The sequence below is a fragment of the Allobosea sp. TAF32 genome (assembly GCF_052113585.1).
Taxonomy (GTDB): Bacteria; Pseudomonadota; Alphaproteobacteria; order Rhizobiales; family Beijerinckiaceae; genus Allobosea.
Genome location: NZ_JBFRDM010000009.1, coordinates 408,389 through 429,359, shown reverse-complemented (window position 1 = coordinate 429,359; position 20,971 = coordinate 408,389). Strand labels below are relative to the sequence as shown.

At 66.0% G+C, this 20,971-nt stretch carries 20 protein-coding genes; 12 read left to right on the top strand and 8 right to left on the bottom strand.

Annotation, left to right across the window (positions count from 1 at the left end):
* Positions 1–22 precede the first annotated feature (22 nt).
* Complete coding sequence (locus AB4Z16_RS21870) at positions 23–487, bottom strand: peroxiredoxin (RefSeq protein ID WP_441513447.1); 465 nt, start codon at positions 485–487, stop codon at positions 23–25.
* Positions 488–717: 230 nt separating this feature from the next.
* Between AB4Z16_RS21870 and AB4Z16_RS21865 the strand changes: the two genes are divergently transcribed.
* Positions 718–4,152, top strand: coding sequence for a hypothetical protein (locus AB4Z16_RS21865; RefSeq protein ID WP_441513446.1), 3,435 nt, complete (start codon positions 718–720; stop codon positions 4,150–4,152).
* An 18-nt stretch (positions 4,153–4,170) separates the two neighbouring features.
* On the opposite strand, the gene tyrS is transcribed toward AB4Z16_RS21865, so the two are convergent.
* Both tyrS and AB4Z16_RS21855 read right to left on the bottom strand, forming a co-directional pair.
* Complete coding sequence (gene tyrS, locus AB4Z16_RS21860) at positions 4,171–5,424, bottom strand: tyrosine--tRNA ligase (RefSeq protein WP_441513445.1); 1,254 nt, start codon at positions 5,422–5,424, stop codon at positions 4,171–4,173.
* Positions 5,425–5,518: 94 nt separating this feature from the next.
* Complete coding sequence (locus tag AB4Z16_RS21855; RefSeq protein WP_441513444.1) at positions 5,519–5,746, bottom strand: hypothetical protein; 228 nt, start codon at positions 5,744–5,746, stop codon at positions 5,519–5,521.
* Positions 5,747–5,873: 127 nt separating this feature from the next.
* Between AB4Z16_RS21855 and gcvA the strand changes: the two genes are divergently transcribed.
* Entirely contained in the window at positions 5,874–6,821 is a 948-nt protein-coding gene (gene gcvA / locus AB4Z16_RS21850; protein ID WP_441513443.1) for a transcriptional regulator GcvA, read from the top strand.
* A 9-nt stretch (positions 6,822–6,830) separates the two neighbouring features.
* Here the strand turns inward: gcvA and AB4Z16_RS21845 are convergent, their stop codons facing one another.
* The gene (locus AB4Z16_RS21845; RefSeq protein ID WP_149129147.1) at positions 6,831–7,502 is read right to left on the bottom strand and encodes an alpha/beta hydrolase; all 672 of its coding nucleotides are present in this window, start codon (positions 7,500–7,502) and stop codon (positions 6,831–6,833) included.
* A 293-nt stretch (positions 7,503–7,795) separates the two neighbouring features.
* Between AB4Z16_RS21845 and AB4Z16_RS21840 the strand changes: the two genes are divergently transcribed.
* The 8 genes from AB4Z16_RS21840 to AB4Z16_RS21805 all read left to right on the top strand — a co-directional run bounded on the left by AB4Z16_RS21840 (position 7,796) and on the right by AB4Z16_RS21805 (position 15,729).
* Positions 7,796–9,001 (top strand): cysteine desulfurase family protein, encoded by a 1,206-nt coding sequence (locus AB4Z16_RS21840; RefSeq protein WP_441513524.1) that lies wholly within the window; start codon positions 7,796–7,798, stop codon positions 8,999–9,001.
* Positions 9,002–9,060: 59 nt separating this feature from the next.
* Positions 9,061–10,533, top strand: coding sequence for a Fe-S cluster assembly protein SufB (sufB, locus tag AB4Z16_RS21835; protein WP_441513442.1), 1,473 nt, complete (start codon positions 9,061–9,063; stop codon positions 10,531–10,533).
* A 109-nt stretch (positions 10,534–10,642) separates the two neighbouring features.
* The gene (gene sufC / locus AB4Z16_RS21830; RefSeq protein WP_441513441.1) at positions 10,643–11,395 is read left to right on the top strand and encodes a Fe-S cluster assembly ATPase SufC; all 753 of its coding nucleotides are present in this window, start codon (positions 10,643–10,645) and stop codon (positions 11,393–11,395) included.
* Positions 11,395–12,744 carry a Fe-S cluster assembly protein SufD gene (gene sufD, locus AB4Z16_RS21825; RefSeq protein WP_441513440.1) on the top strand — a complete coding sequence of 450 codons (1,350 nt, stop codon included), beginning with the start codon at positions 11,395–11,397 and terminating at the stop codon, positions 12,742–12,744. Before sufC ends, sufD begins: the two co-directional genes overlap by 1 nt.
* On the top strand, positions 12,744–12,950 hold the full coding sequence (locus AB4Z16_RS21820) for a tautomerase family protein (RefSeq protein WP_400506761.1): 207 nt from the start codon (positions 12,744–12,746) through the stop codon (positions 12,948–12,950). Before sufD ends, AB4Z16_RS21820 begins: the two co-directional genes overlap by 1 nt.
* 2 nt (positions 12,951–12,952) lie before the next feature.
* Entirely contained in the window at positions 12,953–14,206 is a 1,254-nt protein-coding gene (locus tag AB4Z16_RS21815; protein WP_441513439.1) for an aminotransferase class V-fold PLP-dependent enzyme, read from the top strand.
* Positions 14,207–14,264: 58 nt separating this feature from the next.
* A complete protein-coding gene (locus AB4Z16_RS21810; RefSeq protein ID WP_441471087.1) occupies positions 14,265–14,624 on the top strand; it encodes an SUF system Fe-S cluster assembly protein in 360 nt (119 codons plus the stop codon).
* 214 nt (positions 14,625–14,838) lie between these two features.
* Complete coding sequence (locus AB4Z16_RS21805; protein ID WP_441513438.1) at positions 14,839–15,729, top strand: PhzF family phenazine biosynthesis protein; 891 nt, start codon at positions 14,839–14,841, stop codon at positions 15,727–15,729.
* Here AB4Z16_RS21805 and AB4Z16_RS21800 read toward each other — a convergent pair.
* Together AB4Z16_RS21800 and AB4Z16_RS21795 are read right to left on the bottom strand one after the other, a co-directional pair.
* The gene (locus AB4Z16_RS21800) at positions 15,724–16,080 is read right to left on the bottom strand and encodes an MmcQ/YjbR family DNA-binding protein (protein ID WP_441513437.1); all 357 of its coding nucleotides are present in this window, start codon (positions 16,078–16,080) and stop codon (positions 15,724–15,726) included. The two genes, AB4Z16_RS21805 and AB4Z16_RS21800, sit on opposite strands and share 6 nt — an antisense overlap.
* Positions 16,081–16,087: 7 nt before the next feature.
* Complete coding sequence (locus AB4Z16_RS21795) at positions 16,088–17,155, bottom strand: malate/lactate/ureidoglycolate dehydrogenase (RefSeq protein ID WP_441513436.1); 1,068 nt, start codon at positions 17,153–17,155, stop codon at positions 16,088–16,090.
* 304 nt (positions 17,156–17,459) lie between these two features.
* Between AB4Z16_RS21795 and AB4Z16_RS21790 the strand changes: the two genes are divergently transcribed.
* A complete protein-coding gene (locus AB4Z16_RS21790) occupies positions 17,460–17,849 on the top strand; it encodes a HesB/IscA family protein (protein WP_441513435.1) in 390 nt (129 codons plus the stop codon).
* A complete protein-coding gene (locus AB4Z16_RS21785) occupies positions 17,786–18,172 on the top strand; it encodes a TfoX/Sxy family protein (protein ID WP_441513523.1) in 387 nt (128 codons plus the stop codon). Before AB4Z16_RS21790 ends, AB4Z16_RS21785 begins: the two co-directional genes overlap by 64 nt.
* Positions 18,173–18,176: 4 nt before the next feature.
* On the opposite strand, the gene AB4Z16_RS21780 is transcribed toward AB4Z16_RS21785, so the two are convergent.
* Positions 18,177–19,235: a GGDEF domain-containing protein gene (locus AB4Z16_RS21780; protein WP_441513434.1), complete on the bottom strand. Its 1,059-nt coding sequence runs from the start codon at positions 19,233–19,235 to the stop codon at positions 18,177–18,179.
* Positions 19,236–19,421: 186 nt separating this feature from the next.
* The gene (locus AB4Z16_RS21775; RefSeq protein WP_441513433.1) at positions 19,422–20,894 is read right to left on the bottom strand and encodes a DEAD/DEAH box helicase; all 1,473 of its coding nucleotides are present in this window, start codon (positions 20,892–20,894) and stop codon (positions 19,422–19,424) included.
* Positions 20,895–20,971: the final 77 nt, after the last annotated feature.

The following is a 20,971-nucleotide window of genomic DNA, read 5'->3' as shown; positions in this document are numbered from 1 at the left end:
TCGCAAATTCTGACGCGCCGGCTTACAAGTCCTGCGCTGCAGCCAGCACGTCCTCGGCATGGCCGGCGACCTTGACCTTGCGCCAGATCCGGGCAAGGCGGCCCTCGGCGTCGATCAGGAAGGTCGACCGTTCGATCCCCATGAATTTGAGGCCATATAGGCTCTTCTCGACCCAGATGCCGTAGGCGGAAGCGAGCTTCTGCTCCTCGTCGGCCAGCAGAGCGAAGTCCAGCTCATATTTGCGCTTGAAATTGCCGTGACGCTTCACGGAATCCGGCGACACGCCGATAATCTCTGTCCCGCAATCCGCGAAGGCCTGTCGCAGGCGGTTGAAGGCGATCGCCTCCTGCGTGCAGGCCGGGGTGTTGTCTTTCGGATAGGCGTAGAGCACGACCTTCCGGCCGCGCAGCTCCGACAGGCTGATCTCGCCGCCACCGTCCCGCGGCAGCCTGAAATCGGGGGCCGGATTACCTTCCTGCAATGTCATGGCCGTCGCCTTCCTTTTGTCGCCTTCTCGCTGCATGGACCGCCGAACACGATAAGGCAGGCCGGCGATACTATCGGCCAGCGAAGCAAGTGGCATGTCCTTTCCGGATTGCCGAATCGCTTCGTCTGGCCTCATCGACATGCATGCCGTCTGGCGGGATTGCGGCAAGAGGCGAACAGACGCACTCTGCGGCAGGCCGATGCCCGGCGCCGAAAAGGACCACGCGCATCTTGGCGGATGAGGAAGTAGGGGCCACGGCTTCGCGGCGTGCTGAAACGCAGGCCGAACGCGAAGCCTGTGAGGTCGAGATCGTGAAGCGCGGCGCGAAAGCCGGGCTGGCGACGATCTGCGTCGCGATCACGGTGGCCATCCTGGTTCTGGCGGGCGCAGCGGTCACGCTTCTGGCGACCGGGATCATCCCGCTGTCGGGGCTGGAGGGGCGCATCTCCGCGGCGATCGAGGAGCGGCTGGGGCCGGGCTGGACGGTCGAGGCTGCATCGGCGGAGCTCAGCCGGACGGACGGCCATTCCCAGCTCAAGGTTCGCCAGGTCCTGTTCCGGCATGCCAGTGGCGCGATCATCCGCGCGCCTGAGGCCGTTCTCGGCTATGAGCCGCTCGCGCTGCTCAAGGGCGATATCCGGCTGGTTTCCGTCGATCTGCGCGGCGTCAATGTCCGCCTCGGCGTCAACAAGGAAGGCGTTCTCGTCGTCAACGCCGACGCGGCGCCCGCCGAGACGCCGCCAACGCCGTCGCTGCCGGATGCCGCGCAATGGAACGCCTTCACCGGTATCATGGGGGCGATCTCGATGCTGGCGCGCGGCGACGGGCTGCTCGGCTCGCTGGAGACCGCCGGCATGAATGGTGCCCGGCTGGCGCTCGTCGATCCCGACGGTCGTCAGAAGGCGGGCCTCGAGGATGTCGAGATCAGGCTCACCCGCACCGGCGAGCGCGGAACCCGGCTGACCATGAAGGGGCGCACCGGCCAGCGCTGGAAGGACATCGCCGTCGATCTGTCGACCGAGGCCGACGGCACGCAGCGAGCCGACATCGACATCCTGCGCTTCGAGCCGGCCGAGATCGTGGCGCTGGCCCTGGGCACCGGGGTGAGCCTGGAAGGCCTGCCGCTCCAGGGCAAGGCGACGCTCCGCCAGACGCCGGACGGACGCAAGTCGATTACCGCGCAGATCGATATCAGCGCCGGCCAGGTGCGTTTCCCGGATGGCCCGATGCCGCCGATGGCGGTCGATTCCGTCCATCTCGAACTGGCGAGCGGCGCCGACCTCACGCAGCTCGACATCCGCAAGGCCGAGTTCAGGGCCGGTACGACGCAGTTGATCGGGACCGGCTCGCTCCGCGCCGACAACGGGGCCTGGGTCGCTGCGATCGATGCCGGGGGCCAGCTCGCTGGCCTCGATGCCACGGACCCTGCCGTTCGCATCGACAGCCTGAAGGCAGCGCTGAAAATCGACCCGGCGAACGCCACGGTGACGATCGAGCAGGCGGCGATCCGCGGACCTGCCGCGACCGTCGACATGACCGCCTTTGTCCAGAAGCAGGGCGAATCCCCGCAGCAGCGCTTCACGATCAAGGCGCGTGATTCCGACGTGCGGGCGCTCCTCGCGATCTGGCCTGAATTCACCTCAACCCATGTGCATCAGACCTTGCACCATCAGCTCGCAGCCGGCCGGATGAAGTCGCTGTCGGTCGATCTCGATCTGCCGGCGGCCGATCATGCCCGCCTGATCCGCGGCCATGGTCTGCCGGACGGCGCCCTTTCGGTCCTGATCGATGCCGATCAGGTGCGCTATCTGCCCGATCCCGGCCTGCCGCCGCTGGCGGATGCGACCGTCACCGGCAAGGTGACGGGACGGACCGTGCAACTGGCGATCGGCAATGCCACCGCCGAGCTTGGCAACGGACGGCAGCTGCTGCTCAGCGAAGGCAGCTTCGCCATGCCCGACTACGCGGTGCACCGGGCCCCGGCCCGGATCGGCTTCCGGTCGCAGGGCTCGATGGATTCGCTGGCCGCGCTGTTCGCCTTTCCGTCCCTGAAGGATTTCAATCTGGGCCAGATCGACCCTGGCGCCATCAAGGGCACCAGCGACCTCAAGGTCACCATCGGCCTGCCGCTCGCAAATGATCTGAAGCCGGACGAGATTACGGTGGCCGCGACAGGGACGCTGACGAATGTCAGCTCGGATACGCTCCTGGGCAGCGAGAGGCTCGAAGGCGGCAATCTTTCCGTCAATGTCGATCGCAACGGTCTGGCCCTGAAGGGCGATGCGCGCATCGGCGGCGACAAGGCCACCATCGAGCTGAAGCAGAGCGGCAAGGGGCAGGGCGAAGCCACCCTCCAGCTCAACCTCGACGCAGCAGCCCGGCAGAGGCGTGGCTTCGGCGCGGATTCCGGCATTTCGGGAACGCTCCCCGTGAAGGTCACGAAGGTTCTCGGCAAGGGCGGCGATGGACCGCCGCGCGTCGAGATCGATCTGACCAAGGTCGCGCTCGATGGCGTCGTTCCCGGCCTGAGCAAGCCGGCCGGCCGCGCGGGCAAGCTCAGCTTCCTCTATGTCAACGACGCTGACGGGCCGGATCTGGAGGATTTTACGCTCGATGCGGCGCCCGCCCTGATCAAGGGGCGCGTCGAGCTGAACAGACAGAACGGCCTCGACGCCGCCAGCCTGTCGCAGTTCCGTATCTCTCCCGGCGACAATCTGAAGCTCGACCTGAGGCGGGACGGCAACGTCACCAAACTCTCGGTGCGCGGCGCCGTCGCGGATCTGCGCCCCTTCATCAAGGATATCCAGGGCGCAGCCCCATCGCCCAAAGGCGGGGACAAGGCGGGAGCCAGGGATGGCGACTACGATGTCGACCTCGACGTGCCGATCCTGACCGGCTTCAACAACGAGGCCATCACCAACGGCACGCTCAAGCTTTCCAGGCGGGGCGGCGAGATCCGGACGGCAAACTTCCAGGGCCGGATCGGCAAGGCCGATGTGACGGCGCGCCAGGGCCGACAGGGTGAGCGCCTTGTCGTGCAATCCGAGAATGGCGGCTCGCTGCTGCGCTTCCTCGATCTCTACAACAGGGCCCATGGCGGTGATCTCGTCCTGACCATGGGGGCGGGACCAAGCCAGAGCGGCGATCTGATGTTCCGGAATTTCATCGTGCGCGACGAGCCGGCCCTGCGCCGCGTGGTCGGGGCCCAATCCGCAAGCGCTTTCTCGGGGGACCGCGCCGAGGAGCAGCGTATCGACACCTCCGAGGTCGCCTTCACCAAGCTCAAGGCCGAATTCACTCGCTCGACCAGCCGGCTCGACGTTTCCGAGATGGTGATCTGGGGCCAGCAGGTCGGCTTCACCTTGCAGGGCCATGTCGACTACGGGCGTGACCGCGTCGATATCGGCGGCACCTTCGTGCCGGGTTATGCCTTCAACAACGCCTTCGCCCAGGTGCCGGTGGTCGGCGCCTTGCTCGGCGGCGGCAGCCAGTATGGCGGCCTCTTCGCGGTGAACTTCCGGATTTCGGGCCCGGCCAGCGCGCCGACCATGACCATCAACCCGCTCTCGGCGATCGCACCGGGCATCCTGCGTCGCTTCGTCGATCCGCTCGGCGGCGCGCCGGCTCAACGCCCGGTCCAGCCGGGGCAGGCGCCGCCGCGCTGAGCGGAGTGCTGCCGAGGCTTATTCGGGCCGCAGCAGGATGTGCTTCTTCTTGCCGAAGGAGAGCTTGATCGCGCCATCCGCGGACAGATCGCCGAGGCCGAGCGTCGCGCGCTCATCGGACACCACCGCATCGTTGACGCGCAGGCCGCCGGCCTTCACCTGGCGGCGGGCCTCGCCTGTCGAAGGCACGAGCCCAGCCTTGACGAAGGCCGTCAGCACGCCCAGTCCCGGCTCGATCTCGCCGCGCGGGATCGCCACGCTCGGCAAGTCGGCGGCGGTTTCGCCTTCCTCGAAGGTCCTGCGCGCCGTCTCGGCAGCGGCTTCGGCGGCCTCGCGACCGTGAACGATGGCGGTGATCTCGGTGGCGAGGATCTTCTTCGCTTCGTTGAGCTCGGCGCCGCCGAGCGCGGCCAGCTTGGCGATCTCGTCCATCGGCAGCCGCGTGAACACCTTGAGGAAGCGGCCGACATCGGCGTCCTCGGTGTTGCGGAAATACTGCCAGAAATCATAGGGGCTGAAGACGTCGGCATTGAGCCAGACCGCGCCATTGGCGGTCTTGCCCATCTTGGCGCCGGAAGACGTCGTCAGCAGCGGCGTCGTCAGGCAATAGAGCTGCGGGCCGCCCATCCGGTGCGAGAGATCGACGCCGTTGATGATGTTGCCCCACTGGTCGGAGCCGCCCATCTGCAGGCGGCAGCCATAGCGGCGGTTGAGCTCGACGAAGTCGTAGCCCTGCATGATCATGTAGTTGAATTCGAGGAAGGACAGCGACTGCTCGCGGTCGAGCCTGAGCTTCACCGAGTCGAATGAGAGCATGCGGTTGACCGAGAAATGCCGGCCGACATCGCGCAGGAACTCGACATAGTTCAGCTTCAGCAGCCAGTCGGCATTGTTGGCCATCATCGCGTCGGTCGGCCCGTCGCCATAACGCAGGATGCGGCCGAAGACGCGCTTGATGCTTTCGATATTGGTCGCGATCTCCTCGACCGTCAGCAACTTGCGCTGGTCGTCGCGGAAAGAGGGGTCGCCGACCATCGAGGTGCCGCCGCCCATCAGCGTGATCGGGCGGTGGCCGGTCTCTTGGAACCAGTAGAGCATCGTCAGCGAGATCAGGTTGCCGATATGAATGCTGGTCGCGGTCGCGTCATAGCCGACATAGGCCGTCTGCGTTCCCTGCCGGCACAGAGCATCAAGGCCCTCCGCATTGGAGACCTGATGGATGAGGCCGCGCTCGTCGAGCACGCGCAGGAAATCGGACTTGTAGGTGGTCATGGCGGCTTGCGATCTGATGGAGGTCGTTCCGCCGTCGTCTAGAGCATCGGGCGGAAAAGTGGAAATCGCTTTTGCTGGGAATGCGCTCCCGACCTTATCCCGGAATGCGATTGAGCCACGGATCGATGGCGTCTCGGGGATGGGGCGGTTCCACGACATCACGCGGAAGGCCGAGCTCACGGAGCGCGCGATCGTCGAGTGCCGCCAGGCGGTGCTGCGCGCGGATGCCGGCCGCGTGGCGCTGCCAGAGCGTGAACAGGCCGTGCAGAAGGGACGAGCCGCCGGACGTCTCCAGCGGCGCCGCAGGGGAGGCGCAGGTCATGATGTGATCCTCTCGGAGGCGAGCGCTCCCGCCCGCTTTGTGCGGATGAAACTGGGCCAGACAGAGCGCGGCGACAAAGCGGAAGATTGTCACCTGCCATAAAGACAGCTTATGCTTCAATATGCCCGTGCAACCGCCACCGCCGAAGCTTCCGCCCCTTGCCGCGGTCCGCGTCTTCGAGGCTGCGGCGCGCCACCAGAACTTTACCCGTGCGGCCGAGGAACTCGGGATGACGCAGGCTGCGGTGAGCTATCAGATCCGGCTGCTGGAGGATCGTGTCGGCGCGCCGCTGTTCGTGCGTCAGCCGCGCCAGGTCGTGCTGACCGCGATCGGCCAGCGGCTCGCTGGGCCAGTAGGCAAGGCGCTCGCCGATATCGGAACGGTGTTCCGCGACATCTGCGAGCAGAACCAGACCGTCCTGACGATTTCCTCGCTGCAGACCATGGCGATCACCTGGCTGTCGCCGCGCCTGGCCCAGTTCCAGGTCGAGAATCCGCAATTTGAGGTGCGGGTAGGAACGACAGAGCACCTCGTCAATTTTGCGACGGAATCGGTTGATGTCGCGCTGCGCTACGGGCTGGGGGAATGGCCCGGCCTCGTGGCGGAAAGGCTGTTTGCCTGTCATTACGCGCCGCTATGCACGCCGGAGCTGCGCGAGCAATTGCAGCTGCGCGAGCCTCGGGACCTGCTGCGGGCGCCGATGCTGAGTCCGATGGATATCTGCTGGAAGAGCTGGTTCGCCGATGTCGGCGTCGATGTGCCCAAGCTCGGAGGGCGCGCGACGATGGCGCTGCAGATGCAGGCGATGAGCATTCAGGCGGCGCTGCGCGGGCATGGTGTCGCGATGGCGATACCGGAACTCTTCGCCTACGACATCGCAGCCGGGCGACTGGTCTTCGCCATCAACCATGCCGTTCGCGACGAGCGTTCCTATTGGGTCGTCTACCCGCAGGAGCGCCAGCGCGAGCGCAAGATCAGGCTGTTCCGCGACTGGGTTCTCGGGGAAGCCCGGGCAGCTTGCATGAAGCTGCCCGTTCTCGCCGGAAGCCGGGGCGTTGCCGTCCCGGCCGTCTGAGCGTCCAGGTCAGGCCTGTTCCTGCTCGGATTTGAGGATCTCGGGGCCGACCTTGCGGTCGAGATAGACGCCGACCTGCTCCATCAGCTGCTCGACGCGGCCGTCGAAGAAGTGGTTGGCGCCGTCGACCACGGCATGCTCGATCTGGATGCCCTTCTGGGTCTTCACCTTCTCGATCACCGCCATGACTTCCTTGACCGGGGCGACGCGATCCTCCGAGCCATGGACGAACAGGCCCGAGGACGGGCAGGGCGCGAGGAACGAGAAGTCGTAGCGGTTCGCCATCGCCGCGATCGAGAGGAATCCCTCGATCTCCGGGCGGCGCATCAGCAGCTGCATGCCGATCCAGGCGCCGAAGGAGACGCCGGCGATCCAGCAGCTCTTGGCCTCCGGGTTGAGCGCCTGCATCCAGTCGAGCGCGGCGGCGGCGTCCGAAAGCTCGCCGGCACCGTGGTCGAACTGGCCCTGGCTGCGGCCGACGCCGCGGAAGTTGAAGCGCAGCGCCGAGAAGCCGCGGTTCACGAAGGTGTAGAACAGGTTGTAGACGATCTGGTTGTTCATCGTCCCGCCGAATTGCGGGTGCGGGTGCAGGATGATCGCCAGCGGCGCGCCGCGCTTCTTGGCGGGCTGGTAGCGGCCCTCGATCCGACCTGCCGGCCCGTTGAAAATCACCTCTGGCATCGTCTCACCGCTTCCTGTCGGGGACGCCGGCGCAGGCGGGCAGAAAGCGGGCGCATGCCCGCTCGAAACCCGGCCACCCTTGACGGCGCCACCATGCGCGCCCTAGATGAAGAGCGCTTAGAATAGTTCTAACAGCCGTGAACAAGTCGAGAACAAAACGGTGGATCGCCCATGCGAACCGCGCTTCGACCGTTCCGGCCAGTTCGGATGGGCGGCTATAGCACGGCGCACAGGTGCAATTTCAAGCATTTCGTATCGGCGAGCCGAGCATTGACGAAGATGGAGCAAGCAGGATCGTGACGGCGGGACGCGCCTATCTCGACCACAACGCCACAACCCCGGTCCGGCCGGAGGTGGTGGAGGCGGTTGCGCATGCGCTTTCGCTGCCCGGCAATCCGTCTTCCGTCCATGGCGAAGGCCGCGCCGCACGCGGCGCGCTGGAGCATGCGCGCGAGCAGGTCGCGGCGCTCATCGGTGCCAAGGCCTCGAACGTCGTGTTCACGAGCGGCGGCACCGAGGCCAATGTCACGGTGCTTTCGCCTGGCCTGATGGATTGTGACGGCGGCCGCGATTGCATTCGCACGCCCGCTTCCCTGCTGCTCCACAGCGCGACGGAGCACGCCTGCGTGCGCGAGGGGCACCGTTTCGCCACTGGGGCAGTCGAGGCGATCCCGGTCGACGGGAACGGTCTGGTCGATCTCGCCTGGCTCGACGAACGGCTCGCCCGCTTCGTGGCGGATCATCCCGGCGCGCGCGCGCTCGTCTCGATCCATCTCGCCAACAACGAAACTGGCGTCATCCAGCCGATCGCTCAGGCAGCCGAGATCGTGCATCGTCATGGCGGCCTGTTGCACAACGACGCCGTGCAGGCGGCGGGCAAGATCGCTATCGACATCGCGACGCTTGGCACCGATGTGCTGACGCTCTCGGCACACAAGATCGGCGGGCCGAAGGGTGTCGGCGCGATCGTCTTCCGCACCGGCGCGCTCGAACTTGCCGACAAGCCGATGCGCGGTGGCGGGCAAGAGCGAGGCTGGCGCGCGGGAACTGAAAACCTGCCGGGAATCATTGGCTTCGGCGCAGCGGCTGATGTCGCGCGCAAGCTTCTGACCGAGGAGGCGGAGCGGCTCGCGCAACTGCGCGACCGGCTGGAAGAGGGGCTTTCGGCTCTCTCGCCGGAGACGGCGATCTTCGGCCAGGCGGCACCACGCCTGCCCAATACCAGCGCCTTCGCGACGCCGGGCCTCAAGGCAGAGACGCTGCTGATCAAGCTCGATCTTGCGGGGGCAGCGCTATCCTCCGGTTCGGCCTGCTCCTCGGGCAAGGTCAAGCGCTCGCATGTGCTCGACGCGATGAAAGTCGACCTCGCCATGAGCGCCGGGGCCTTGCGGGCCTCGCTCGGATGGACCACCTGCGAGGCGGATATCGATCTTTTCCTCGCGGCCTACGGCAAGCTCGTGGCCGCGGACACCAATCGGAGCGCCCGGGCTGCCGCCTGAGCGTTCCGCAACACGAAGACTGAACCGGCGGGCCCTTGAACCCGCACTGGAGACTGAACATGGCAGCGGTCCAGGAGACCATCGATCAGGTCAAGTCGATTGACGTGACCGAGTACAAATACGGCTTCGTCACGGAGCTCGAGGTCGAAAAGCCGGCCAAGGGCCTCACCGAGGACACCGTCCGCTACATCTCGGCCCGCAAGAACGAGCCGGAATGGATGCTCGAATGGCGGCTGGACGCCTTCCGCCGCTGGAAGACCATGACCGAGCCGGTCTGGTCGCGCGTGCAGTACCCGCCGATCGATTATCAGGATCTCTATTACTATGCCGCGCCGAAGAAGGGCGCTTCGCCGAAGTCGCTCGACGAGGTCGATCCGGCGATTCTGGATGCCTATAAGAAGCTCGGCATTCCGCTCCGGGAGCAGGAGATCTTGGCCGGCGTCGCGCCGGAGAACCGCGTCGCGGTCGATGCTGTCTTCGATTCCGTTTCGGTGGTGACGACCTTCAAGGCGGAGCTCGCCAAGGCCGGCGTGATCTTCTGCTCGATCTCGGAGGCGATCCAGGAGCATCCCGAGCTGGTGAGGAAGTACCTCGCGACGGTCGTGCCGGTGACGGACAACTATTTCGCGACGCTCAACAGCGCTGTCTTCACTGACGGTTCCTTCGTCTACATTCCCAAGGGCGTGCGCTGCCCGATGGAGCTGTCGACCTATTTCCGCATCAACGAGCAGAACACAGGCCAGTTCGAGCGCACGCTGATCATCGCCGACGAAGGCGCCTATGTGAGCTATCTCGAAGGCTGCACGGCGCCGAAGCGCGACGAGAACCAGCTCCACGCTGCCGTTGTCGAGCTGATCGCGCTTGATGATGCCGAGATCAAGTACTCAACCGTGCAGAACTGGTATCCGGGCGATGCCGAGGGCAAGGGCGGCATCTACAACTTCGTGACCAAGCGCGGCGACTGCCGCGGCAAGAACTCGAAGATCTCCTGGACGCAGGTCGAGACGGGATCGGCGATCACCTGGAAATATCCGTCCTGCATCCTGCGCGGCGACGGCTCGCGCGGCGAGTTCTACTCGATCGCCGTATCGAACGGGGCACAGCAGGTCGATAGCGGCACCAAGATGCTGCATCTCGGCAAGAACACGACCTCCAAGATCATCGCCAAGGGCATCGCGGCCGGCAAGTCGGACTCGACCTATCGCGGCATGGTCTCGGCCCACCGCAAGGCGACCGGCGCGCGCAATTTCACCAATTGCGACTCGCTGCTGATCGGCGACCAGTGCGGCGCGCACACCATCCCCTATATCGAGGCCAAGACCGCGACCGCGATCTTCGAGCATGAGGCGACCACCTCGAAGATCGGCGAGGACCAGATGTTCTACTGCCAGCAGCGCGGTCTCTCCGAGGAGGAGGCGGTGGCGCTCATCGTCAACGGCTTCGTCAAGGAGGTGCTGCAGCAGCTCCCGATGGAATTCGCCGTCGAGGCGCAGAAGCTGATCACCATTTCCCTTGAAGGCTCCGTGGGCTGACGCCCGATCGTTTCCGAGATGCCCGGGTCAAGCCCGGGCATGACGCCAGGATGAAGCGCGTCATGGCCGGGCTTGACCCCACCATCTCCTGCAGAATGGAACTCTGAAGATGCTCGAAATTCGCAATCTGGTCGTCAAGATCGCCGACGAGGACAAGCAGATCCTCAATGGCCTCAACCTCACCGTGAATGACGGCGAGGTCGCCGCCATCATGGGGCCGAACGGCTCCGGCAAGTCGACCCTGTCTTATGTCATCGCTGGCAAGGAGGACTATGAGGTTCTCGACGGCGAGATCCTGCTCAACGGCCAGAACGTGCTGGAGATGGAGGCCGATGCCCGCGCCGCTGCCGGCATCTTCCTCGCCTTCCAGTACCCGCTGGAGATCCCCGGCGTCGCCACCATGACCTTCCTGAAGGCGGCGATGAACGCCCAGCGCAAGGCGCGCGGGCAGGACGAGCTGCTGACCCCGGACTTCATCAAGCAGGTGAACGCCGCCGCCGACAAGCTCGGCATTGCCAAGGACATGCTGCGCCGGCCGCTCAATGTCGGCTTCTCCGGTGGTGAGAAGAAGCGCATGGAAATCCTTCAGATGGCTCTGCTTTCGCCGTCCATGTGCATCCTCGACGAGACCGATTCCGGCCTCGACATCGACGCGCTGCGCATCGTCGCCGAGGGCGTCAACGCGCTCCGCGACAAGAGCCGCGGTTTCCTCGTCATCACTCATTATCAGCGCCTGCTCGACCATATCGTGCCGGACACCGTCCACGTCATGTCGCAGGGCAAGATCGTGAGGACCGGCGGCAAGGAGCTGGCGCTGGAGCTCGAGAAGAGCGGCTATGCCTCCTATGGGGAGGCGGCGTAATGGCCATCGTCACCCCGCTGAAGACGGCGGCCGAGCAGACGCTGATCCAGCAATATGCGGACAGCAAGGCTGAGTTGCCGGGCGGCCCGGCCGTGCGCAAGCTGCGCGAGGATGCCTTCACCGGCTTCGAGGCCAAGGGCCTGCCGCATCGCCGGCTCGAATCCTGGCGCTATACCGACCTCCGCACGCTGCTGCGCGAGGCGCGTCCGCTCGCTGACGGCGCGGTCGCTACCGAGGCGGTCAAGGCGCGGCTGGCCGCGCTGAAGCTCGGCGGCCTGCGCCTCGTGCTGGTCGACGGTACCTTTGCGCCGGAGCTGTCCACGCTCGACGCGATCCCCGAAGGCGTCTCGGTGCAGTCGCTTGCCGATGCGCTAGTTTCGCCGCGTGAGGACCTGACCGGCATTCTGGCCGGCCCCTCGGTCGGCAATGACGACACCGGCCTGATGCTCAACACTGCGCTGATGCGCGATGGCGTCTTCGTCGAGCTGGCCGATGGCGTCGAGCTCGAGCAGCCCGTCGTGATCGTCTCGCTCGCCTCGGGCGAGGAGGAGCGGGCCGTGTTCCACCGCTCGGTCGTCCTCGCCGGCAAGGGCGCCAAGGGCACGATCGTCGAAGTCAGCGAAGCCGCGGGTTCCGCCGCACAGCAGATCAACGGCGCCATCGTCTTCGAGACCGGCGACAAGAGCGAGATCCAGCATGTCCGCGTCGTGACGCGGCAATCGGCGGCAAGCGTGCAGGTGCAGAGCCTGCTCGCGACCGTCGGCGCTCATGCCAAGTTCGATTCCTTCGCGTTCGTCGCCAAGGCGGGCACGCTGCGCCAGCAGCATTTCGTCCGCTATGCCGGCGAGCACAGCGAGATCGGCCTGCGCGGCGTCAACCTGCTCCGCGGTTCCGAGCATGCCGATGTCACGCTGATCGTCGACCACGAAGTGCCTCACGGCACCAGCCGCGAATTGTTCAAGACGATCGCGAGCGGCGAGTCGACCGGCGTCTTCCAGGGCAAGGTCATCGTGCGCCAGCATGCGCAGAAGACCGATGGCAGCATGAAGAGCAACGCGCTGCTGCTAAATGACGGCGCGACGATGTTCAACAAGCCGGAGCTTGAGATCTTCGCCGACGACGTGGTCTGCGGCCATGGCGCGACGGTCGCGCAGATCGACGGCGAGCAGCTCTTCTACCTGATGGCGCGCGGCCTGCCGCGGCCGCAGGCCGAGGCGCTGGTGCTGCAGGCCTTCGCCGGCGAGGCGGCCGAATTCATCGCCGACGAGAACGTGCGCGATCTGGTGATGGTCGAGATCGAATCCTGGCTCAAGGCCCGCGAGGCCGCTTCCGAGGTGAGCACCGTCTGATGCCCTACATCAACCTCCAGATCACCAAGGGCGCGACGCGGGAGCAGAAGGCGCAGATCGTCAAGGAGTTCACCGAGACGCTCGTGAAGGTTCTCGGCAAGAACCCGCAGAACACCCATATTGTGATCCAGGAGATTGAGCGGGAGGATTGGGGGCATGCCGGCGCGCTCGTCGCCGACCGGCAGCCCGGTTCCGGAAAGGCGTGAGGATGAACGCGGTTACCGGCCAGCCCATGCTGAAGCCCTATGACGTCGAGACCATCAGGCGGGATTTCCCGATCCTGTCGCGCGAGGTCTATGGCAAGCCGCTCGTCTATCTCGACAATGCCGCCTCGGCGCAGAAGCCCGAGGTGGTGATCGAGGCGATGACAAAGCTGATGCGCGAGGACTATTCCAATGTTCATCGCGGGCTGCACTATCTCGCGAACGCTTCGACCGAAGCCTATGAGGCAGCTCGCGAAAGTGCCCGTCGCTTCCTCAATGCCAGGCATCTCGAAGAGATCGTCTTCACGCGCTCCTCGACCGGGGCACTCAACACGGTCGCATCCTCGCTCGGGCGCCATCTGGACCTCGGCGAAGGCGACGAGATCATCGTCTCGATCCTCGAGCACCATTCCAACATCGTGCCCTGGCACTACTGGCGCGAGCGCCACGGCGCCGTGTTGAAATGGGCACCGATCGACGAGGACGGCAATTTCCTCATCGAGGAATTCGAGAAGCTGATCTCGCCGCGCACCAAGGTGGTGGCGCTGACGCATATGTCGAACGCGACCGGGACCATCGTGCCGATCGCCGAGGTCGCGAAGATCTGCCGGGCGCATGGCATTCCGCTCGTCGTCGACGGCAGCCAGGGCGCGGTTCATCTGCCGGTCGACGTGCAGGCCCTGGGCTGCGACTTCTACGCCTTCACCGGCCACAAGACCTATGGGCCGACTGGCTCCGGCATCCTCTGGGGCCGCAAGGAATGGCTCGACAAGCTGCCGCCCTATGAAGGCGGCGGCGAGATGATCGTCACCGTCACCGAGGATGCGGTGACCTATAACGACCCACCGCATCGCTTCGAGGCCGGCACGCCGGCGATCGTCGAGGCTGTGGGGCTGGGCGCTGCGCTCGACTACATGATGGCGCTCGGCCGCGAGAACATCGCGGCGCATGAGGCCAGACTCGGCGCCTATGCGATGGAACGTCTCGGCGAGATGAACTCCATCCGCATCTTCGGCAAGGCGCGGGAGAAGGGCGCGATCGTCGCCTTCGAGATGAAGGGCGCCCACGCCCATGACGTCGCGACGGTGATCGACCGCGCTGGTGTCGCAGTTCGCGCCGGCACCCATTGCGCCATGCCGCTTTTGGCACGATATGGGGTGACATCGACCTGCCGCGCCTCCTTCGGCCTCTACAACACGCTGGAAGAGGTCGACAAGCTGGTGGAAGCCCTGCGGAAGGCGGAGAGCCTTTTTGCCTGATAATCGAGGATTTTGAGCCTTGGCCACCTCCGAGCCCATCGCGTTGAAGGAAGACGGCTTGAAGCCGAACGAGCCGCAGGTCGGCTCCGGCACGTCGCTTCCGCCCGAGGAGATCGACCGCCTGACCGACGACATCGTCGCGGCGCTGAAGACGGTCTACGATCCCGAGATCCCGGCCGACATCTACGAACTCGGCCTGATCTATCGCGTCGACATCGCCGATGACCGCCAGGTCACCATCGACATGACGCTGACAGCGCCGGGCTGCCCCGTCGCCGGCGAAATGCCGGGCTGGGTCGAGAACGCTGTCAGTACCGTGCAGGGGATCGCGGGCGTGACGGTCAACATGACGTTCGATCCACCTTGGGATCAGTCGCGCATGTCCGACGAGGCCCGCGTCGCGCTCGATATGTGGTGAGAGGCGCCGGCCGCATGCCGGCGTGATGGATCGCATTCCATCGCTTCATTGGCATTCCGCGCGCTGCACTGGCAGGAAGGGCTGAAGCATCGGGCCGAAAAGTGGAATCCACTTTTCGGAGGACATTCGATGCTTAACAAGGGACTGGATCGCCACTTCGCGTCCGATAGGACGCCCGGCGATCTGGAGCCTGAGCCGCCTTCCGGAGCCCGCCATGCCCAGCTATCCCTACGAGACCGTCGACGTCTTCACCGACCGCCCCTTCGGCGGCAACCAGCTCGCCGTCTTCACCGATGCGCGTGGTCTCTCCGACACCCAGATGCAGGCGCTGGCGGCGGAGATGAACTACAGCGAGGCGACCTTCGTTCTGCCGCCGGACGATCCGGCCAACGACGCCAGGGTCCGGATCTTCACGCGTACGCATGAGATGCCTTTTGCCGGACATCCGAATGTCGGCACGGCGTTCGTGCTCGCGCGCCACGGGCGAGACCGCGGCGGTGTGCTGCGCTTCGAGGAAGTTGCCGGGCTAGTCGAGGTCAAGGTCGCACGCGATGCTTCCGGTGCCGTCACCGGCGCGACGATCGCCGCGCCGCAGCCCCTGACGAAAAGCATCGAGCTTCCGGCCGACGCGATCGCGGCCTGCGCAGGTCTCGCGCCGTCGGATATCGTGGTGACGAACCACCAGCCGCTTCGTGCGTCGGTCGGCGTCTTCTTCGTCCTCGCCGAAGTGACCGTGGAAGCGCTTTCCCGCGCCACGCCGGACCTGAGCCGGTTCCGGGCGGTTCGCGACAGCACGCCCGGGCTGGAGGGGCGCTTCTCGCTGTTCCTCTATGCCCGGGACGGCGTCGCCGATATCCGCGCCCGGATGTTCGCGCCGATCAGCGGCACATGGGAGGATCCCGCTACCGGCAGCGCCAGCGCCACGGTCGCGGCCCTGTTGCTCTCTCTCAATAGCCAGGACGATGCGAGCTTCAAGCTGACGCAGGGCGTCGAGATGGGCCGCCCGAGCCTGCTGCACCTGACCGCGCGCCGCGGCGAGGACGGTATCCGCGCCACCGTCGGCGGCTCCTGCGCGCAGATGTTCCGGGGCGAAGCGTTCCTATAGGCCCAGCTCGGCGCGCACCCGCTTCGTCAGCCCGGCGGCGGCGAGGCGGTGGCTCTCGCGCAGATAGTCCTGCAAGGCGTCGTCCGGCATGCTTTCACCGGTGAGCCACTGGATCCACTTCATGCCGCGCGAGGCGAGATAGGGCGCGGGCCTGAGGCCCGGCTGCTCCCTGAGGATGTCGAAGGCCATCGGCGAGCATTTGAAGCTCACGGCCATCTCGCCGTCCTCCTGTTGCCGGGCGATGGCGAAAACCTTCTCGCCGACCTTCCAGACATCGGCGCCGCCCCACTGAACGACGTGGCTCGTCGCCGGAAGCGCGGCGCAGAAGGCGTTGTAGGAGTCGGGCGACATCGTGGCCTCAGTAGCTCTCGGCGTCGATGCCGTGGCGCGCCGCTGCGGCCTTGATCTGCGACCAGGTCTCCTCGTCGAGCGGGATGCCCGCGGCGCCGCGCTCAGCCCGGACCCTGCGCTCCTTATCGCCCGGCGCCAGCACCGGATTGGCAGGGTCCTGCGGCTTCGCCGCGCGCACGAAGGCGAGGTAGCTTTCGGTGCGGCTCCTGCGCAGCTCGGCGTCCGGCTCCAGCCGGGCCGGGTCGATGATTACACCGAAGAGCGAGTTGATGATCCAGGTCTTCTGCGGCTTCTGGTCGATGCGCGCCGCGCCCATCAGCCCGGCCGAGAGCAATTCGGCGATGAGCGAGAGGCCGGCGCCCTTGTGGTCGCCGAAGGGCAGCAGCGCGCCGAGCGGGTGGTCCGGGCTGATGAAGACATGGGCCGGGTCGGTCGTCGGGCGTCCCTCGCCATCGATGATGTAGCCGGGTGGCACCTGCTCGCCCTTGTTGAGGGCGACGCGGGCCTTGCCATGGGCCATGCGGCTCGTCGCGAAATCGAGGATGAGCGGCTCGCCTCCGGGCACTGGAATGCCGATCGCATGCGGATTCGTGCCGAAACGCGCCTCCTTGGCGGCATAGGGCGCGACGATCGGCGGCCGGCCGGCGACATTGACCCAGAAGAACGAGATCAGACCGGCGGCGGCGGCGACCTCGGCATAGTGGCCGATCCGGCCGATATGATGCGAATCGAGCAGGTTGACGATGGCGACGCCGCCGGCCCTGGCCATCTCGGCGGCGCGGTCCACGGCCTTGCGCGCATTCGGCTGGCCGAGCGCGACCGCTCCGTCGATGATCAGGAAGGGCGCGGCGTCGACCCGGGCCTGTGGCTGCGATTTCGGATCGAGATTGCCGTCCGCCAGTGACTGGAAATAGAGCGGGATCATGCCGACGCCATGGCTGTCATGCCCGCTCAGATTGGCGAGCACGAGATGCTCGGCGGTTTCCTGCGCCTCCGCTTCCGTCCAGCCGGCCTTCACCACCATGTCGAGGACGAGGGCGCGCAGCGATTCGGGGCGATGCAGGCGATGAGGCATGGTTCTTCCGGGAGTTTGGCGGACAGATCGGATGAGGAAGCCAGAGTGCATGCCCCGGCCCGATGCGCAATGCATCTGGCGATGGGCGCGAGGCCGGAGATTGCATGGCTGCCATCGGACCGAAAAGTGGACTCCACTTTTCGGAGAAATCCAATGTCGGACAAAGGCAGAGATCGCACCTTGCGTCCGAAAGGACGCACGGCGATCCAGGCGCATCCATCTCGACGCGAGCCGCCGCGATCCCTATGTTAGGGCAGCAATCTTGCTTCACCGGGCCTTGAACCCGGTCGAGGAGGGACGAGGAATGTTTTCGATACCGGGCCTCAAGGTCATCTCGCTGACCGACGCCGCGGCTGCACGCATCCGTGAGATCATGGCGCAGTCGGCCGATGGCGATGCGCCGGCGCTCGGCTTGCGCGTCGGCGTCAAGAAGGGTGGCTGCGCCGGGATGGAGTACACCTTCGAGATCGCGCGGGCGGTCAACAAGGGCGATGACGTCGTGACCGAGAAGGGCGCGACCGTGGTTGTCGACGCCAAGGCGGTGCTGTTCCTGCTGGGCACCGAGCTCGACTTCAAGACCGACCGCTTCTCCTCGACCTTCGTCTTCAACAATCCCAATCAGGTTTCGGCCTGTGGCTGCGGCGAGTCGGTCGAGATCAAGCCGCGCAGCGAGAGCGCACTCACGGCTTCCTGAGCGGTGGAAGAGGCCGCGGTCAGGCGGTTCTTGCGCCAGTCATCAGAGTCCGGACACGCAGCATGTTCGGCGGCGTCGGCAACGATGCCGATGACGGGCCGATCTTCGCCTTGCTGCTCGACGGCACGGTCTATCTGAAGACGGCCGCATCGAGCATCCCGCTTTTCGAGGGCGCTGGAAGCGAGCCCTTCAGCGACGAGGCCAAGGGCATGCCGCGCCGGACGAGCTATTGGTCGCTGCCGGACGACGCGCGCGAGAGCGGCGAAGCCCTCCCGGACTGGACCGGGTGCGCTCTGGAGGCAGCCCGCGAGGCCGCCGCCTGAAAGCTCAGGCCACCCGGCTCGTCGTCTCCAGCACGTCCTCGGTGACGGTACGGTTGCGGCCGTCGCGCTTGGCCTGCATCAGCGCCTGATCGGCCCGGTCGACCAGCGAACCTGCGGTGTCGCCGCGTCGATAGGTCGATACGCCGAGCGAGATGGTGATGCGGCCGAGATTTTCGTTGGTCGAGCGCTTGATCAGCTCGCGGGTCAACAAGGCCTGCCGCACCGTTTCGGCGCCGAACTTGCCGGCGATCAGGTCGGCCTCCGGCAGGATGATCGCGAATTCCTCGCCGCCGAACCGGCTGATGACCGCCTTTTCCTTGAACTTGTCCTTCATCGTGCGGGCGACCAGCCGCAGGACCTGATCGCCGGTGAGATGGCCATGGGCATCGTTGAAGCGCTTGAAGAAGTCGATATCGGCCATCACCAGAGCGAAAGGCTCGCGCCGCAGCGTCGCCTGATCGATCGACTTCTGCAGCATCTCCTCGAAATGGCGGCGATTGGCGAGCCCGGTCAGCGGGTCGGTCAAGGCTTCCGCACGGGTCGATTCCAGCGCCTCGCGGAGGTTGCGGATCTCGTTGGAGCTGTTGCGCAACTCGGCTTCGAGCTGGGCCTTGCGCGTCACCTCTTCGCGGGTCGAGAGCACGAGCGCCTCGACCCATTCGCGCAGCTTCTGCCGGTCGGTCATCGGCGGCACGTCTTCCGACATCGCCGTCAGGCGGCCGTGAAAAAGTTCGCTCGACCCCAGCGCCTTGTCGACCAGCTCCATCATGGCGTCGATCTCGCCGAGGACCTGCAGGCTGGTGCGCTCGGCCTGACGGGAAAAGCGTTCCGTGCTGATGAAGCGCTCGTACAGGCTGTCGATGTCGGCAGCGGTGACATTGCCCTCATTGCCGGCGATGATGGCGTTCATCGCCATGCTGACGGCGGGCATCTCGCCGCTCAGATGCGCGTACCAGACCTCGAAAGCGCGAGGATAGCTCGGCGAGCCGTGGTGCCGCATGGCGGCGACGACGCGCTCGGCGAGATCGTTGGTGCGGGCGGAAACCGAAGCTTCGTCGTCCATGCCTTCGCCATTCCGGTATGAAGCCGGGTCGTGGCTTTCGGCCACGTCAGCTTCGATTGATCCAATCGAAGCGGGACATCCTGTCCGTCTATACGGCGGCATGCGCCCGTCCGCCGCTGCGGTGTTCCCGCAGCAGCGACGACCAACTTAGCCAGACGACGTTAAAATCGGGTTGATGACGCAAGGTTATCCGACGCGGGCCGGGCGGAGCAGAAAGGCCGGCACGTGATCGCCCAACCCCTTGACCTGAGGCCCTTCATCGTCGTCGCGCGAGCGAGAATTCCGGCCGCGGCGCGCGCTGTCCTGCTCGCGATGAGCGACCGGCGCAGCTGCAATCTCGGCGTCCGGCCTGACGGGCTGGCGGCGACCGGCATTGCGCGGGCTGTCCTCGGCCTTCTCGGCCGCTTGAGGGCGGGGGGCCGGTTCGGTGGCAGCGCGTGGCCCGCGTTCCGGCCGCCCGCGTCCGCGCGCTGGGCGCTTGTCGTCGCGGCGACCGCGCCGTTCCTCGCGCGGCTCGCCGGGAGGCAGGTCGGCGACGCTGCCGCCTTCGAAGGCGATCGTCTGGCCGGTCAGCTTCTCGATCGCCGCGACGAGCTTGTCGTCATGGCGGGTGACGATGGTGAAGGAGGCGCCTTCGCGCCCGGCGCGGCCGGTACGGCCGATGCGGTGGACATAGTCCTCGGCATGGGTCGGCACGTCGAAATTGAAGACGTGGCTGACGGCCGGGATGTCGAGGCCGCGCGCGGCGACGTCGCTGGCGACGAGGATCGGATTCTCGCCGGTGCGGAAGGATTCCAGTGCCGCCATGCGGGCGTACTGGTCCATATCGCCATGCAGGGCGACCGCCGGGAAGCCGTGGCGCAACAGCGATTTGTGCAGCGTGGCGACGTCGCGCTTGCGGTTGCAGAAGACGATCGCGTTCTGCAGGTCGGTCGCGCCCTTGATGAGACGGCGCAGCGTCTCGCGCTTCTCGAAGTCCTGCGAATTGGAGGCGATCAGGCGCTGGGTGATCGTCGTTGCCGCCGTTGCCGGGCGCGAAACCTCGACACGGACCGGATTATGCAGGAACTGCTCGGAGATGCGGGTGATCTCGGGCGGCATCGTCGCGGTGAAGAACAAGGTCTGCCGCGTGAAGGGAACAAGTTTGCAGATCCGCTCGATGTCCGGGATGAAGCCCATGTCGAGCATGCGGTCGGCTTCGTCGATGACGAGGAGCTCGACGCCGGTCAGCAGGAGCTTGCCGCGCTCGACATGGTCGAGCAGGCGGCCGGGCGTCGCGATCAGTACATCGACGCCGCGGGTGATCTTGGCATCCTGATCGCCGAAGGAGACGCCGCCGATCAGCAGCGCCACCGAAAGCTTCTGGTTGACGCCATAGCGGACGAAGTTCTCCTCGACCTGCGCGGCGAGTTCGCGCGTCGGTTCGAGGATCAGCGTGCGCGGCATCCGGGCGCGGGCGCGCCCGTTCTCCAGGATGGTGAGCATCGGCAGCGTGAAGGCTGCGGTCTTGCCCGTGCCCGTCTGGGCGATGCCCAGAACGTCCTTGCGGGCAAGAACATGCGGAATGGCCTGGGCCTGGATGGGGGTCGGCGTGCTATAGCCTGCGGCCGTGACAGCCGTCAGGACCTTTTCGCTCAAGCCGAGTTCGGCAAATGACATCGCGTATGGCGCTTCTTCAGGGTCGGTGAAACGCGGTGGGACGACCTGCTCGACCACCGCGTTGGCGCGACAACACT